The 14441-nt window shown below is 38.4% G+C and carries 11 protein-coding genes and 1 tRNA gene; 4 read left to right on the top strand and 8 right to left on the bottom strand.

Annotation, left to right across the window (positions count from 1 at the left end; genetic code table 11):
- Both nagA and SHI21_RS02355 read left to right on the top strand, forming a co-directional pair.
- Positions 1 to 1095 carry an N-acetylglucosamine-6-phosphate deacetylase gene (gene nagA, locus SHI21_RS02360; protein ID WP_323574511.1) on the top strand — a complete coding sequence of 365 codons (1095 nt, stop codon included), beginning with the start codon at positions 1 to 3 and terminating at the stop codon, positions 1093 to 1095.
- Positions 1085 to 2107 carry an SIS domain-containing protein gene (locus SHI21_RS02355; protein WP_323574510.1) on the top strand — a complete coding sequence of 341 codons (1023 nt, stop codon included), beginning with the start codon at positions 1085 to 1087 and terminating at the stop codon, positions 2105 to 2107. Before nagA ends, SHI21_RS02355 begins: the two co-directional genes overlap by 11 nt.
- Positions 2108 to 2137: 30 nt before the next feature.
- Here SHI21_RS02355 and SHI21_RS02350 read toward each other — a convergent pair whose 3' ends face one another.
- The 4 genes from SHI21_RS02350 to SHI21_RS02335 form a co-directional block, all read right to left on the bottom strand.
- Positions 2138 to 2821, bottom strand: coding sequence for a VOC family protein (locus SHI21_RS02350; RefSeq protein WP_323574509.1), 684 nt, complete (start codon positions 2819 to 2821; stop codon positions 2138 to 2140).
- 86 nt (positions 2822 to 2907) lie between these two features.
- A complete protein-coding gene (locus tag SHI21_RS02345; RefSeq protein ID WP_323574508.1) occupies positions 2908 to 3408 on the bottom strand; it encodes a cupin domain-containing protein in 501 nt (166 codons plus the stop codon).
- A gap of 150 nt (positions 3409 to 3558) precedes the next feature.
- Entirely contained in the window at positions 3559 to 7233 is a 3675-nt protein-coding gene (gene smc, locus SHI21_RS02340; RefSeq protein ID WP_323574507.1) for a chromosome segregation protein SMC, read from the bottom strand.
- Between the two features lie 170 nt (positions 7234 to 7403).
- Positions 7404 to 8063, bottom strand: coding sequence for a fumarylacetoacetate hydrolase family protein (locus SHI21_RS02335; protein WP_323574506.1), 660 nt, complete (start codon positions 8061 to 8063; stop codon positions 7404 to 7406).
- A gap of 150 nt (positions 8064 to 8213) precedes the next feature.
- Between SHI21_RS02335 and SHI21_RS02330 the strand changes: the two genes are divergently transcribed.
- Positions 8214 to 10907 carry an IPT/TIG domain-containing protein gene (locus SHI21_RS02330; protein ID WP_323574505.1) on the top strand — a complete coding sequence of 898 codons (2694 nt, stop codon included), beginning with the start codon at positions 8214 to 8216 and terminating at the stop codon, positions 10905 to 10907.
- 52 nt (positions 10908 to 10959) lie between these two features.
- Here the strand turns inward: SHI21_RS02330 and SHI21_RS02325 are convergent.
- The 3 genes from SHI21_RS02325 to rph form a co-directional block, all read right to left on the bottom strand.
- A tRNA-Pro gene (locus SHI21_RS02325) sits at positions 10960 to 11036 on the bottom strand.
- 71 nt (positions 11037 to 11107) lie between these two features.
- On the bottom strand, positions 11108 to 11692 hold the full coding sequence (locus SHI21_RS02320) for a non-canonical purine NTP pyrophosphatase (protein WP_323574504.1): 585 nt from the start codon (positions 11690 to 11692) through the stop codon (positions 11108 to 11110).
- Complete coding sequence (gene rph / locus SHI21_RS02315; RefSeq protein WP_323574503.1) at positions 11692 to 12408, bottom strand: ribonuclease PH; 717 nt, start codon at positions 12406 to 12408, stop codon at positions 11692 to 11694. The genes SHI21_RS02320 and rph overlap by 1 nt, the downstream gene beginning before the upstream one ends.
- A gap of 80 nt (positions 12409 to 12488) precedes the next feature.
- On the opposite strand from rph, the gene SHI21_RS02310 reads away from it, so the two are divergent.
- Positions 12489 to 13199: a biotin--[acetyl-CoA-carboxylase] ligase gene (locus SHI21_RS02310; RefSeq protein WP_323574502.1), complete on the top strand. Its 711-nt coding sequence runs from the start codon at positions 12489 to 12491 to the stop codon at positions 13197 to 13199.
- Here SHI21_RS02310 and SHI21_RS02305 read toward each other — a convergent pair.
- The gene (locus SHI21_RS02305) at positions 13196 to 14356 is read right to left on the bottom strand and encodes a response regulator (RefSeq protein WP_323574501.1); all 1161 of its coding nucleotides are present in this window, start codon (positions 14354 to 14356) and stop codon (positions 13196 to 13198) included. The genes SHI21_RS02310 and SHI21_RS02305 overlap by 4 nt on opposite strands.
- Positions 14357 to 14441: the final 85 nt, after the last annotated feature.

The raw sequence follows: 14441 nt of genomic DNA, 5'->3' as shown, positions 1-14441 counted from the left end.
ATGAAAACAATCAAAGCTAATATTCTTTCTGATTCAAAAGTTGTCTCAGCTGAAATTTCTTATACTGATAAAGTTCAAAAGATTAATGTATTGGGCCCTGCTGATAAATCTCTTCCACTTTTAGTTGCAGGCTTTATTGATCTGCATGTTCATGGTGGTGGTGGATCAGATATTATGGAAGCTGGTTCAGCAATTACAACGATTGCTTCAACTCATGCTCGTTTTGGAACAACTAGTTTTCTTGCTACAACAATGACAGCTCCATTTGAAGATTTAGAAAAATCATTCTTGGCGATGAAAGAAACTTATTCATCGAGAGGGAAAAACCAATCTCGTATTTTAGGTGTGCACCTGGAAGGCCCTTTCATCAGCTCTGAAAAACTTGGTGCTCAACCAAATTTCACTAGAGAAGCTACCTTAAAAGAGATTAATCATTTAAATAATATTGTTCCGATAAAAGTCATTACACTCGCTCCTGAAGTTTTTAATCACCTGGAATTAATTCCTGAATTAAAGAAAATGGGAATCGTCGTTCAGATTGGTCACACGAATGGAACATATGAAGAAGGAGTGACGGCACTTAACCAAGGGGCGAAGAGCTTTACTCACCTCTTTAATGCCATGTCGAGCTTTCATCATAGAGCTCCAGGAATGGCCGGAGCGGCACTTGCTCACGCTCAGTATGCTGAACTTATTCCTGATTTAGAACACGTTCATCCTGGGGCAATTAAAGCAGCACTACGATGTATTCCTGATTTATATTTTGTGACTGACTCAACGGCCGCGACAGGTATGCCTGATGGTGATTATAAATTGGGAAGTCATACCGTGCATAAATGCTTAGGTGGAGTTCGTCTTGCTGATGGAACTCTTGCTGGAAGTGCATTAACGATGGATCAAGCTTTTAGAAATCTTTTAACTTTAGGATTAGCTCCTGAAGAAATATCAAGAAAACTTTCAACTATCGCAGCTGAACTAATTGGTGTGAAAGAACGTGGAAGTATTGCTGTCGGAAAATTTGCGGACTTTGTAATACTCAATAGCGAACATAAAATTAAAACTGTCATCATTGAAGGAGATGAATGTGATTTCTAAAATGAGAACAGAAGCTCTAGAAGCTGCGGACGTAATGTACAAACAAGTTCAAGAGAACAAATCATTACTTCAAAACATTGCTAAAGAATTAAATGCGATTGATCCCTACTCTATTGTGAGTATTGCTCGTGGAAGCTCGGATCATGCTGCTCAATATTTAAATTATTTAACGATGGCAAAATTGGGTAAACTTCCAACGTCGCTTTCAATGTCAATTCTTACTCTTTATAAAACTGAACTTGATGTAAGACGCTCTATTGGAATTGCTATTTCTCAATCGGGCCAAAGCCCGGATGTGGTGAATCCTCTAAAGTATTTTACTGAACATAGCTTAGGTAGTTTAGCTTTGGTGAATGATACTTCTTCACCGCTGGCAAGTGCTGCGAAATGGACTGTGCCTCTACATGCTGGTGCAGAAAAATCAGTGGCCGCAACGAAAAGTTTTATCGCTTCTCTTTCTGCCTCTGCTCATCTGGTTGCTTCTTGGAAAAACGATACTGCTCTTCTTGAAGGTCTTGATAGACTCCCTGAAGATCTAAAAAAAGCACAAGCATGTGATTGGACTTCAGCGATTGAGACACTAAAAAATGCAAAACGCATTATGGTTGTAGGTCGTGGATTTGGATTGCCGCTGGCACTTGAAGCCTCTCTTAAATTTAAAGAAACTTGTTCAATTCAAGCAGAAGCTTTTAGTGCTGCTGAAATTAAGCATGGGCCTCAGGCCTTAATTGAAAATGGTTATCCTTTAATTGTATTTGCCAACAGAGGACCAGCTCTGCATTCGATGCTTGAACTTGCTCAGGATATGAGAGCAAGAGGGGCTAAAGTTATCTTGGCAGCACCATCATTTGTTAAAGAAAAAGACTTATTGATTCATTCAGCTCACTCTGAAGAATTAGATATTTTAAGTGCAGCTCAGTCGTTTTATTTAATGATTGAAGAGCTTTCAAAGTCTCTTGGGCTTAACCCTGATGAGCCTCGCCATCTTTCGAAAGTGACGAAGACAAATTAAAAAAAAGGCTCCTTTAAGGAGCCTTTTTTTTTAAGCATATGGATTAAAATTATTGTCTAGATTGTTTAAGGCGAATTCTTTATCGCAGTAAAATGGCGAATACATAACTTCAATAATCACTTGATCAGGGCCTGCAAGCTGAACAGAGTAATAGTTATTATCTCCTACTGCTCCCGTCCCATTAAAAGCAGACATATTATTTTTCAACATAACTTCACGGTAAAAATCATCCACGATCTCTTTAGTCTCAGCATAAAATGCTAAAGTCTTTGGAGATTTAAATTTTTCTACACCTTGAGCTGGCATAATAATAATTTTTAGCGTTCCATCTGTGTATGAAGTGTATTCAAGACGACTCACTAATTTTTCCCAGCCAAGGCTAATTAAAATTAAGTCGTAAAAGCGCACACTATCTTTATAGTTTGAAACAACCAGGTCAATGTGAGCAATCTTCGTTCTTTTTAATCCCCATTGCCACTTAGGTTTTTCACCGTAACGAAAGCAAATTAGGACAAGGGCCATAAGCAACATGGGAACTGATGCCCATGTGTAAAAATATTGAGTTGCTCTTTCAACATCTAAAGCTTTAGCAGTAAGTCTGATACATAGAGGGATTACTAAAACGATAAATGTGACTAGCCATCCTTCCCAGGTAATTGGCGTCCATCCCCATCCGTATGTCTTTCTTCTAAACCAGAGTTTATTTTTCTTCATGATCTAATTCCGTATTTTAAATATTGTCTTCATGACAAATATCCAAGGAGAAAGATAAACCCTTCTACCTTGAATGGAAAATGCATTTATTCTATAACCTTCGTATTTTTGCGGGCCAGACCATCGTGAGGTCCTAATTCTTGTTTTGGACACTCTTCCCAGTACTCGCCAATCGCCTTTCTCTTTTCGTTTTCTTCTTGATGAAGAGCGTAGCTATATTGGTTTTCTTTCTTAGTCGCTTCTCCACCAACTAATAATAATACATTTTTGTCCGTGTTATTCAAAAAAGTGTGAGCAATCCCCGTTCCTGACGGAAAAGCAACAAAGTCTCCGGTAACTAGAGGATGTAAAAATCCATTTATCCAGACATCAGGATATCCTTCAAGGACGTAAGCGAATTCTTCTTCGCTACTTTTTGCATGTGGCCACGAGGTCCTTTCACCTGGTTCCAAAATCTCAATATGAATTCCAATCTTAGTAAGACCGAGCTTTTTACCAATAGAGGCCCTACTCTGCTTCATTTCAGAGTTCGGATCCTTCTCGTTCATCAGGTCTTTATAGTTTCCGATAAAATCTGGTCTCTTCATAAAACTCCAAGGGATATGCTTATTGGGCCTTTAATTTTATTAATTGAAGTCGATCGTATGTATTACTAAATGATTCTTCGATGTTTGATCATTAACAATGGCTCAAAAAAAAAGGCCCCATAAAGGGGCCTTTCATAGTTTTTGTGTCGATTAGTGAAGTTGTACTGAAACAGCTTTAGAAACCCCTGGCTCTTGCATCGTCACCCCGTAAAGAGTGTCGTTAAGTTCCATAGTCTTCTTATTGTGAGTGATCAGAATGAACTGAGAGTCACTACTCATTTCTCTTAGAAGCTCGTTGAAACGTCCAACGTTAGCATCATCAAGAGGAGCATCAACCTCATCCAGAAGACAGAAAGGAGATGGCTTAACCAGGAAGATTGAGAAAATTAAACTTACGGCAGTCATGGCCTTTTCACCACCTGACATAAGGTTAATGTTCTGCATTTTCTTACCAGGAGGTTGAGCAACGATATCAATACCGCATTCAGCGTCGTTGATATCTCCAACAATCTTAAGGTCTGCAGATCCACCACCGAAAATAATCGGGAATACTTTTTGGAAGCGAACGTTAACTTCATCGTAAGCTGCCTGGAAGCGTGCTTTAGATTTTTCATCAATGTGTGCGATCGCTTTTTGTAGGTCTTCAAGAGAAGACTTAAGTTCAGTTTCCTGAATTTTAAGGAAGTCTGCACGAAGCTTTTGACGATCGTAATCTTCAATTGCTTGCCAGTTAATATCCCCTAAGCGGCCAAATTCTTGTTTGTAGTTTTTAAGTTTCTCACCACATTCTTTAAGATCTTGTCCGTAACGACGGCTGAAGTCGAAGTCTTTACGGTCGATTTCTTTAAGGCCTTCTTCAGTTTCCATCCAGAACATTGAACTGATGTCTTTAAGTTCCTGGTAGTCATTTTCTTCATAAGAAAGGAAGTTACCAAGTACGTGACGAAGATCAATCTGGTATTTTTCAAAAATGTTACGAACGTTTTGCTCTTCTTCAATAATGTATTGAGAAAGACGTACTTCGTATTCAGTAATTTCTTTTTGGTTCTTGTTCATCTTCGTGTTGATGTCTTTAACTTCATCTTCTCTGTCTTTCATCGAAAGAAGAAGCTGACCAAGGCTGTCCTTGATTAAGTTAAGAACATCTTCTTTATCACTTAGAGTTGTTGAAGTTTCTTTGTTAGAAGCTTCAAGCTGCTCAAGCTCAGAGATGATTTGATCGATTTCTGTATTGTAAGTTGCAACTAAACCATTGCTTGATTCAAGACGTTGATTTAAACGCTCGATCTGACCGTTTAAGTCGTCGATCTGAGAGTTTAAGCTCTTAAGTGTTGATTCGAATGATCTTGCTTCAACTTGTTTCGTTAGAAGTGCTGATCTTTCTTCTTCAAAAGAAGATTTTTGGATTTCTACTTCTTCTTGAAGTTCATCAAAGCGCGCCATCTTATCTTCAAGTTCAGAAGACATGTCTTCTTTCTTTTTAGATAAAGTCTCTTCAGACTCGATCATATCAAGACGAGATTTTGAGATTTCGTTCTTTCTATTTTTTAAGATTTCAAGACGTGTGAAACCTGATTCAAAGCTCGCTAATTTTGCATCAATAGATGATTTCTTAGCTGAGTATTGAGCGCGAGCTTCAGCGGCCTGATCGCGAAGAGTATCAAACTCTCCTTTTTTAGCTTCAAGAGCTTCTCTTTCAGTAACTGATTTAGTTTCAAGTTCTGAAACTTCAGTCTGAAGAGTTGCTACGATGATTTTAAGTTCTTCGATTTGATTGTTTCTAGCAATGAAGCCTTGAGCTTCATCAGTAGCTGTTTGAATCGATACAAGCTTAGCTCCACCGATGTTAGCAAGCTTTCTTGTTCCATTGATATCTGCAATCGCTTTGAAGCGGATATCAGCAGATAAAGACTCCATTACTTCAGTTGGTACTGATTCAGCAATAAAGTATCCATCAAGGAAAGATGACATTTTATTTTTTAGTGATGGCTCAAGTTCAAGAACTTCACTTAGAGAAACCAGAGAGTCTCCAAGAGAGATTTTTAAACGTGATACTGTTTCACTAGATAATTTTTCTGAGTTTACCATTTTCAGGTAATCAAGATTTTTTGAGTTTGATTCAATCCATGTAAACAGATCACTATCAGCATCAGCTGTAGCAACTAAAGTTTCAAGGAATTCAGAAAGAAGTGATTGAACTGCTTTCGTGTATTTTTCGTCACACTTAATAAGTGTTCCAAGAAGAGAGAATCCTTCTGCATGATCTTTTAGGAATGCAGAGATACCATCTTTCTTACCTTCAAGTGAACGGTTGATTTCAACTAGAGACTGAAGCTTTGAATCTGTTTGGATTAAAGTTTTAGACTTAGCTGCATAGTTCACTTCAAGTTCACGAACAGTAATGTTAGCTGCATCGATAGTCTCACGAAGTGCTAATTCTTTTTCTTTTAATTCTGATGCCGATTTCTCAGCAACAGCAACAGCGTCTCTCTCAGCAACGATCTGAGTGTTAACTCCAGAGTATTGAGCTTCAAGAGCTTCAATTTCTTTTGTTAAATCCTGAAGTTGATTTGAGTATTCTTCAAGACGAGATGTGTTTCTGAAAAGTTCCTGATCAATTTTATTGTAGGCGTCTTTTTCAGAATCGATTTCGTCTTTAAGGTCATTAAAACTTTGAACCTTAAATTCCATTTCTTCTTTTAGGTGTTCAACTTTTTCTTCAAGTAGAGAGAAGTCATTGTCTTCTTCACCTTTTTTCTCCCAAGTGTGTAACTCAGTCGTAAGGTTAGCAAGTTTTTCAAGACGGCCTACAAGCTCGTGGTTGATTCCATCAATTTCTTTTTCACGAGTTTCGATTAGCTTTTCTTTTTCAGATTGAGTTTTACATAGGTAAACCAATCTTTCTTCAGCAGCTGCTAGCTCTTTAGAAATGATGTTGTATTCTTTTTGTAGTTCATTGATTTTTTCAGTTTCTTCATCTTTTCTGAAACGCTCTTCTTCAAGACCGATTTCGATAACAGACTTTCTAGCTGCCATTGAGTCGATTTCTTCTGAACGCTCATCAACGATTGCTTTTCCTTCTTTGTAATTTTTAAGAAGGTCGAATTCTTTATGTGAATGAACAACAAGATCGTAACGTTGAACTTTTTCTTTAAGGTCGCGAGCGCGCTCAGCTTTTTCAGCTTGTTTCTCAAGGGCCTTAAGGTTCTTTTCAATTTCTTGTTGAAGATCGTTTAGACGAGCTAAGTTTTGCTCAGTCGCTTCGATTTTTTTAAGTGATTCTTTTTTTCTTACTTTGAATTTTGTAATCCCAGCAACTTCTTCGATCATTACACGACGTTCTTCAGGTTTTGCCTGAACAAGTCTGTTGATCTCTCCCTGAGCGATAATCGAGTACGACTTCGCACCGGCACCAGTATCCATGAATACTTCTTGAATATCGCGAAGACGACATGGAATATCGTTGATTCTGTATTCAGTTTCACCATTTCTATAAAGCTTTCTCGTTAACTGAATTTCAGATGGAGAAGAAACTTGATTACCAATGTGAATATGTTTCCCTTCATCGTTTTCTAAAACGAGAGAAACTTCTGCCCATGATGCTGGAGTGTATTTTGATGATCCTGCAAAGATAACATCTTTCATGGTTGAACCACGTAAGTGTTTTGCAGACTGCTCACCCATGACCCAGAACAATGCATCTACGACGTTAGACTTACCGCAACCGTTGGGACCAACGATACCTGTAATACCTTCATCGAAATGAATGACCGTACGGTCTTTAAATGATTTAAAACCTTGGAGAATTAGTCTCTTTAACTTCACTAGCGTAATCCTTTGCTGTGTGTTGTTATGTGTGTGGCAATTAATGTGTCATAAATGCATAAGTTAGTACACGACAAAAATGCCAAGTTAAGACAATGTAAGAAGCCATTTTTGAGAGGGAAAATGAGTATTTTTAAGCTAAAAAAGCATAGCGTAATTTTGCAGGAATCTTAAGCGTTTTGGACACCCAGCGAAAGCGTTGGCCCATTTGTTAAAGTCGCCTTTAAAATTTCACCAGCTTTGACTATCCCTACCCCCTCAGGAGTTCCGGTAAAAATCAAATCTCCCTCTGTGAGAGTGAAAATTGAAGACAGATATGACACGATCGTAGGTATAGGAAAGATCATGTTCTTTGCATCACCTTTTTGTCTGATTTCGCCATTTACTTCCAACTGGAAAGTGAGATTCTTTAACGTTTCCGCGTCACCCTTGAAAGGAACAAAAGAGCTGATGGCCGCAAAAGTATCAAATCCCTTGGCGATACTCCATGGAAGTGACTTCTCTTTTGCTTTGTCCTGAAGATCACGAGCAGTGAAATCCAGGCCAATTCCGATATGAGAAATATAATCAACGGCACTGGATTCTGGAATATTTTTTCCAGTTTTACCTATTACAACAACAATTTCTACTTCATGATCCACTCTTTGAGACTGAGCAGGAATAATAAGATTTTCACCATCGTAACAAATTGATGATGTAGGTTTTGTAAAAACAACAGGAGACGCTGGAACCGGATTATTTAATTCCTTAGCGTGTTCGACGTAATTTCTTCCAATACAAAAAATGTTTTGAACGTTTAAATCTGTTCCTGGAATCTTTTTTTGTGCCATTTACTATGTCCTTGTTTAATTCTTGCAAAACTTGTTTATTTTTGAACCACTTTAGGGCCAAACATCTAAAATATCGTTTTTTATCTAAGTCAAATACTCAAACTTTCCAAATGAAACCCGATAGAGATTGGAGTACATGAGAACGATATTATGATGATTTCCGCTCAAAAAATAGTTTATAGTCTTTTTATTTTTGTCTGCTTACAGTCATGCATCCCCGTATCACAAATCACCATTCCTTCTCTGAGAAATAAATCAGCGATAGCAGTCACTAAAATATTCCCTGAGTATGTAAATGCGAATGGCGGAGACTCGATTAATATTACTGGAACAGAACTCAATGATGTTCAATCTATAACAATCAATGATCAGACCTGCTCAAATCTGAATCATATTTCTAACAATGAAATCACATGCACACCTCCTTCCAACGGCGGAATAGCTGCGCTGGCCGATGTAAATTTAATTGGAAAAAAAGCAAGCTTAACTGCCAAAGACGCTCTTACATATTCTTTGGTTTTAGGACAACCCGACTCAAAAAGCGGAGACCTGTATCGCTCACGAACATTCTCTCAACCTACATTTGTTAAAGTTATGGGAGGAAAATTTTTCGTCAGTGATTTTTCCTATAATAGGGTTCTCATCTGGAATACTATCCCTACTTCTCCCTATACTTCTCCTGATATCATCTTAGGTCAGCCAACTGAATTTACAACGGCCATTAATTATCCAACTCTTTCAAAATCATCCCTTAATAATGCAAGAAGCGTTTGGTCTGATGGAGTAAAACTTGTTATCAGTGATACTTTCAACAACCGCGTCTTAATTTGGAATACGTTTCCAACAACTAACGCTCAACCTGCAGACTTAGTCTTAGGTCAGCCTGATTTTGCATCCAATGCTATTAATAATGGCCCCAATACTCCTGCTTGTGGAAATGTCGTTGGTACCAATGCATGTTCATTGAACAAACCTTCTCAAGTCCATTTCGTCGAAGATAAATTTATAGTTTTAGATCAAGAAAATAGTCGTCTACTTATTTGGAATGGATGGCCGACTTCTAATCAACAACCGGCCGATAGTGTTGTTGGTCAGCCAAATTTTGTAAGCTCTACTGCTAACAATGGGCCATTAAGTGCTGGTTGTGGAGCCGCGGGAAGAAATGCTTGTTCATTCTCCAAGCCTCTATATTTTACATATTCTGGTGGAAAACTACTCATGTCCGATGCCGGAAACAATCGTGTTTTAATCTTTAACAGTATCCCACTTACTCATGGAACTCCTGCTAATATTGTTTTAGGACAGGCCAGTTTTACAACTGCATCTACTTCAGGCCCGGCAACAGTCCCTTGTGGTGGAGTTGCTGGAGTCAATTCTTGCTCTTTCAATACACCTTTAGATATTGATACAGATGGTACAAATTTATTTGTCGCCGATTATACAAATCACCGTATCTTAGGTTGGAGTTCATTTCCAACAACTAATCAAACACCAGCGGATATCGTCCTAGGACAAGATTCTTTTACTGCTAAACTTGTTCACAAAGGTGCAAGATATCCATCAAACTCATCGTTAAATTTGCCTCAATCTGTTCAACTCTATAATAATAAATTATGGGTAGCTGATCGTTACAACAGCAGAGTTTTAAGATTTAGCTCTCTCTCAAGCTTTTCAACTGCTGATTTAATCTTAGGCCATAAAACATTTTCAGAAACAATGCCCGGTAAATTTGGTTCGGCATCCAATGATCTCTTTAGGACATCAGAAGCTTTTTACGATGGAACTTACACTGTAATCGTCGATCGATACAATAATCGCGTTCTCCTTGAAACAGGACTCCCGACTACACTCGATGATGACTCTCACAGAATTACACTAGGTCAACCTGACTCAGTTGTTGGTCTGCCCAACAATGGACCTAACACTGCTCCTTGTGGAGGAGTCATAGGAGCCAACGCTTGTAGTTTAAGTTCACCAATGGGTGCAATCCGAGTTGGTAACAAGATAGCAGTTGCAGATTTTTCAAATAATCGAGTACTCATCTGGAATTCTATTCCTGCTTATAATCAGCAGCCAGCGGATATTGTTTTAGGGCAACCTAACTTCACATCTAATACCCCTAACAATGGGCCTAACACCGCTCTATGTGGAAGTAGTTTAGGAATTAATAAATGTAGTCTCTTTGAACCGATAGGGCTGGCATCAGATGGAACAAATCTAATTGTCACTGACTTTTCAAACCAACGAGTTCTTATTTGGAATTCATTCCCATCGACGAATCAAGCTCCTGCCGATGTTGTTTTAGGGCAGCCTGATTTTATTTCAAATACATCTAACAATGGGCCAAACACTGCAACATGTGACAACGTCGCGGGAATAAATCGTTGTTCATTGTATATGCCCTTTTTTGTTAAGATACACTTGGGGAAATTGATTATTGCAGATCAATTTAATAATCGCGTTTTAATCTGGAACTCAATTCCTTCTGTGAATCAGGCCCCTGCCGATGTAGTTATTGGTCATAATGATTTTACTAGTGGATCAGCTTCTGCTTTAAACCTGGCCCGAGGAGTTTGTGTCACAGACTCAGGAAGATTAATCGTTAGCGATACTGGAAATAGTAGGCTACTGGTTTTTAATCAAATACCTATATCAAATAATCCAAGTCCCGATGTAATTATCGGGCAAGATAGTTTAACGGGAATTCTTGCTTACTCTGGAAAAAATGCGAATGCTGGAAATTTTAATCTGCCTTATGGCGTAAGTTGTTTTGAAGAAAGTGTTTTCATTTCAGACTATCAAAGTTCACGAACATTATTTTTTCCAATTAAGATTTCGCCTTAATTTTTTTGTTCTTTAAATGTAATGAGATTTTTTTAAGATAATGATTTCTAAATGGTCGGAGCGAGAGGATTCGAACCTCCGACCCTCTGCTCCCAAAGCAGATGCGCTACCAAACTGCGCTACGCTCCGACAATAAAGAAAATCATAAAAGATAGGCTACAATATATATGGCACGAAAGACTAATTGGCAAAGACTTTTTCTAAATTCTTTGACCCAGGAATTTTTGAGCAAAACCTACGGCCACTGATCTATGTGAATTCTTTTGCTTCCATTCATGTAGTTCCGCGACAGTAAGCCCTTCTTCCATCTTTTCAGTAGGGATGAAAACCGGGTCATAACCAAAACCTGTTGAGCCGCGATACGTATAACCAACCACGCCGGCCATGCGGCCTTCGAAATAGAAAATTTCTTTGTCGTTAAAGTACACGCATAAAACGCAGCTGAAGTAAGCTTCGCGATTAGCGACGCCATCGAGCTTCTTTAAAAGCAGTTCAGCGCGGTCGCGATCTGTTAAACCATCTCCACCAAAGCGAGCTGAATGAAGTCCTAATTCGTCTGGAAGAGCAGCTACATTTAATCCCGAATCATCAGCGATGACCGGGACTTTAAATTTATCGTAATAAGCTTTTGCTTTAAGGAGTGCGTTTTCAAAATATGTTTCACCGTCTTCTACGACATCGATTTTCGATGGAGCAGGTTTCACGCTAATTAATTTTGGATCGAAGAGTTCAGAAAACTCTTCGGCCTTGTGTGCATTACTTGAAGCTAAGGTTAATTCAATCATTAAGCTAAAACCTCAGATTGTTTTGCAAAAACTACATCAAGAGAGTTTTTTGCACATTCCATAAGGGCCATCATTTGATCGTGTGAGAATGGATTTTTCTCTGCTGTTCCCTGGATTTCTACGAATTTCCCAGAGCGAGTCATCACGACGTTCATATCTGTTTCACAAGTAGAGTCTTCTTCGTAATTTAAATCAGCAATCGCTTTTCCATTCGTGTTGATACCAACACTGATAGCAGCAAGTTGTTCGATGATCGGGCTTTCTTTCAGTAATCCATCGGCCATTAATTTTTTAACAGCGAGGCTTAAAGCAACGTAAGCTCCAGAGATTGAAGTTGTACGAGTTCCACCATCAGCAACGATAACATCGCAGTCGATTTGAACTGTGCGCTCACCTAATTTTTTCATATCAACAATTGATCTTAATGCGCGACCAATGAGTCTTTGAATTTCTTGAGTTCTACCACTTGCTCCATTTCTCTCTCTTCTATTTCTTGAGTGAGTTGCCGATGGAAGCATTGAGTATTCAGCAGTCAACCAGCCTTCTCCCTTTCCTTTTAAGAATGGAGGAACGCCTTCTTCTACAGTTACTGTAACGTAAACTTTAGTATTACCGCACTCGACAATAACTGAGCCTTTGGCATAAGGGTTAGGATTTACTGTGTACTTAATATTTCGTGGTTCGTTACGTTCAATAATGTGGGCAAAAGATGACATTATTTTTCCTTTGAGTTAGGTTAGCTAGAAATTCAGAATTATAGTTACGCTATTTTAAGCGAAATAAACATTAAATATCAATGTACCATACGCATTTTAGTACCATTCACTCTACTCAAATTTATCTTCGCGATAATTTGGTTGAATTAAAGACTCATGATGATGAAATCCTGATTACAACATCTGAACAAACACTTGGTATTGGAAGAAAAGGCAGTCAATGGGATTCATACGCAAATAGTTTAGCGATGAGTTTCACGATGAAGCCCAATCCTGTTCCCACTCTTACTCCGATTGAAATTGGAGTTCTTGCAATTGAATTTTTAAAATCTGAATACAACATTTCTATTAAACTGAAATGGCCTAATGATTTATTAACAACTGAAGGTAAAAAATGTGGTGGGATAATCGCTCAATACATTAATACTGAAACTGTTATTGCAGGACTTGGACTTAATCTGGGAAGCCTTCCAGTCACCGATGCTCCGGCCCACTACAAACATGGTCTGGGAAATGTTTCCGATGCAATTTCATTACAGGCCTCTGATCAAAAAGATATTCCTGCGAAACTTTATCAATTCATTTTAAAACATCGTATTTCTGATACAGCTGACCTGCAAGCTCGCTTTTACAATGCCTGCATTCACATTGAAAAAATGGTGAATGTTGATGATGACGGTGATGATTACACTGGAAAATTCATGGGGATTGGAAAAAATGGCGAAGCCCTTGTCGAAATCGACAATGAAGTCAGATCATTTCTCGCAAGCTCGCTTAAAATTTTAAATTAGTGTTGAACTGAATCAGAGATATCTTTGATTTCTTTTCTAATCAAGTTCTCTGCAAGATCAGGGATAACTTCCCACGCCACTTTCTCAGCAGACTGGCGACAGAACTCTCTCACCATTTCTTCGATCATTGGACGCAGAGATATTTTTAGTTTTTCCACAAGCTCGTCCTGATCCATGTGAATAATGGTATCGGCGTCTTCGTGGTGAGTTGCTGGAACAACTTTCGTTGCAGCTTTTTCACTTTCTTTGAATGCTTGCACTGTTTCTGTTAAGTCAGCTGTTACTTCATCAAGGTTTGTTTCAACAATGTCTGTGTACTCTTCTGCTTTAACCGGAACAATTTCATCTACGGCCCAGAAGGCCTCTGCTGAAATCTCTTCGTCAATTTCAGTTAATAAATTTCTTTTTAAATCTACAGGAACTTCAAACGATGGATCTGTTTCATCGTGATCCACTGTTTCGTTTTCTTCAAGCATGAATGTTGAAGAAGACTGAAGTCTATCAAGAACATTTTCCGATTCTTCAATTACTGGTGGGAAAGATTTTTGGAATTTATCTTCAAGGTTATTTGGCTGAGCAAAACCCCATCCTTCAATTTCACTTGAAAGCGGATCAAGGCTTTTTGTTTCGTGGCCATAGGCCGGTTCAGTTGGCTCATAATCCATTGTATGTTTCATGGCCGGAGCATCAACTGTCCAAAGGTCCAGGTCATCACTTGAGTTTGTTGCAGAAAAATCAGTTGCTGGTTCATCGAAAGATTTCTTTTCTGATAAGGAAACCGGTGTCGGGCGAACTCCTTCAAGAAGGTCGCGGCACTTTTTAATGAACTTGCTGCTTTCAAATGGCTTTACGATTTTATCTGAAATACCACATGAAGCGAATTGTCCTTCATCAATAGAATCAAACGTACCAAGCATAACGATGATCGCTGCTCCTGGCATAACGTTGTTAATTTGTTTTGATAATTCATAACCAGATCTAGAATCTGAAAGATTAAAATCTAAAAGGATAAGATCAAAGTGATTAGACTCAATTTTTCTAAACAGCTCTTCTTCATTCACGCACTCAACCAGCTCGTATCCACTATTAGCAAGTGTAATCCCGATAACTTTTTGAATCGTTAAACTGTCGTCTGCGACTAAAACTCTTGATGTCATTTTCATCCTCTTTAAACTATTCTCAACTAAATCAGCTTCTTAATCAATGTTAAATTTCATAAGTTACCAGACTAATCTAGTCTCT

This window comes from Bacteriovorax sp. PP10, assembly GCF_035013165.1.
In the GTDB taxonomy this organism is placed as follows: Bacteria; Bdellovibrionota; Bacteriovoracia; order Bacteriovoracales; family Bacteriovoracaceae; genus Bacteriovorax; species Bacteriovorax antarcticus.
Note: the sequence above shows the minus strand (reverse complement) of the source record. Positions and strands in the feature narration are given on the sequence as shown.

Bases quoted from the DNA above. Each gene is read 5' to 3' on its own strand.
- SHI21_RS02345 (WP_323574508.1), bottom strand. From the start codon at position 3,408: ATGAAGAGACCAGATTTTATCGGAAACTATAAAGACCTGATGAACGAG.
- SHI21_RS02335 (WP_323574506.1), bottom strand. From the start codon at position 8,063: ATGGCACAAAAAAAGATTCCAGGAACAGATTTAAACGTTCAAAACATT.
- rph (WP_323574503.1), bottom strand. From the start codon at position 12,408: ATGTCATCTTTTGCCCACATTATTGAACGTAACGAACCACGAAATATT.
- SHI21_RS02305 (WP_323574501.1), bottom strand. From the start codon at position 14,356: ATGACATCAAGAGTTTTAGTCGCAGACGACAGTTTAACGATTCAAAAA.
- SHI21_RS02310 (WP_323574502.1), top strand. From the start codon at position 12,489: ATGTACCATACGCATTTTAGTACCATTCACTCTACTCAAATTTATCTT.
- SHI21_RS02350 (WP_323574509.1), bottom strand. From the start codon at position 2,821: ATGAAGAAAAATAAACTCTGGTTTAGAAGAAAGACATACGGATGGGGA.
- nagA (WP_323574511.1), top strand. From the start codon at position 1: ATGAAAACAATCAAAGCTAATATTCTTTCTGATTCAAAAGTTGTCTCA.
- SHI21_RS02320 (WP_323574504.1), bottom strand. From the start codon at position 11,692: ATGATTGAATTAACCTTAGCTTCAAGTAATGCACACAAGGCCGAAGAG.
- SHI21_RS02330 (WP_323574505.1), top strand. From the start codon at position 8,214: ATGATGATTTCCGCTCAAAAAATAGTTTATAGTCTTTTTATTTTTGTC.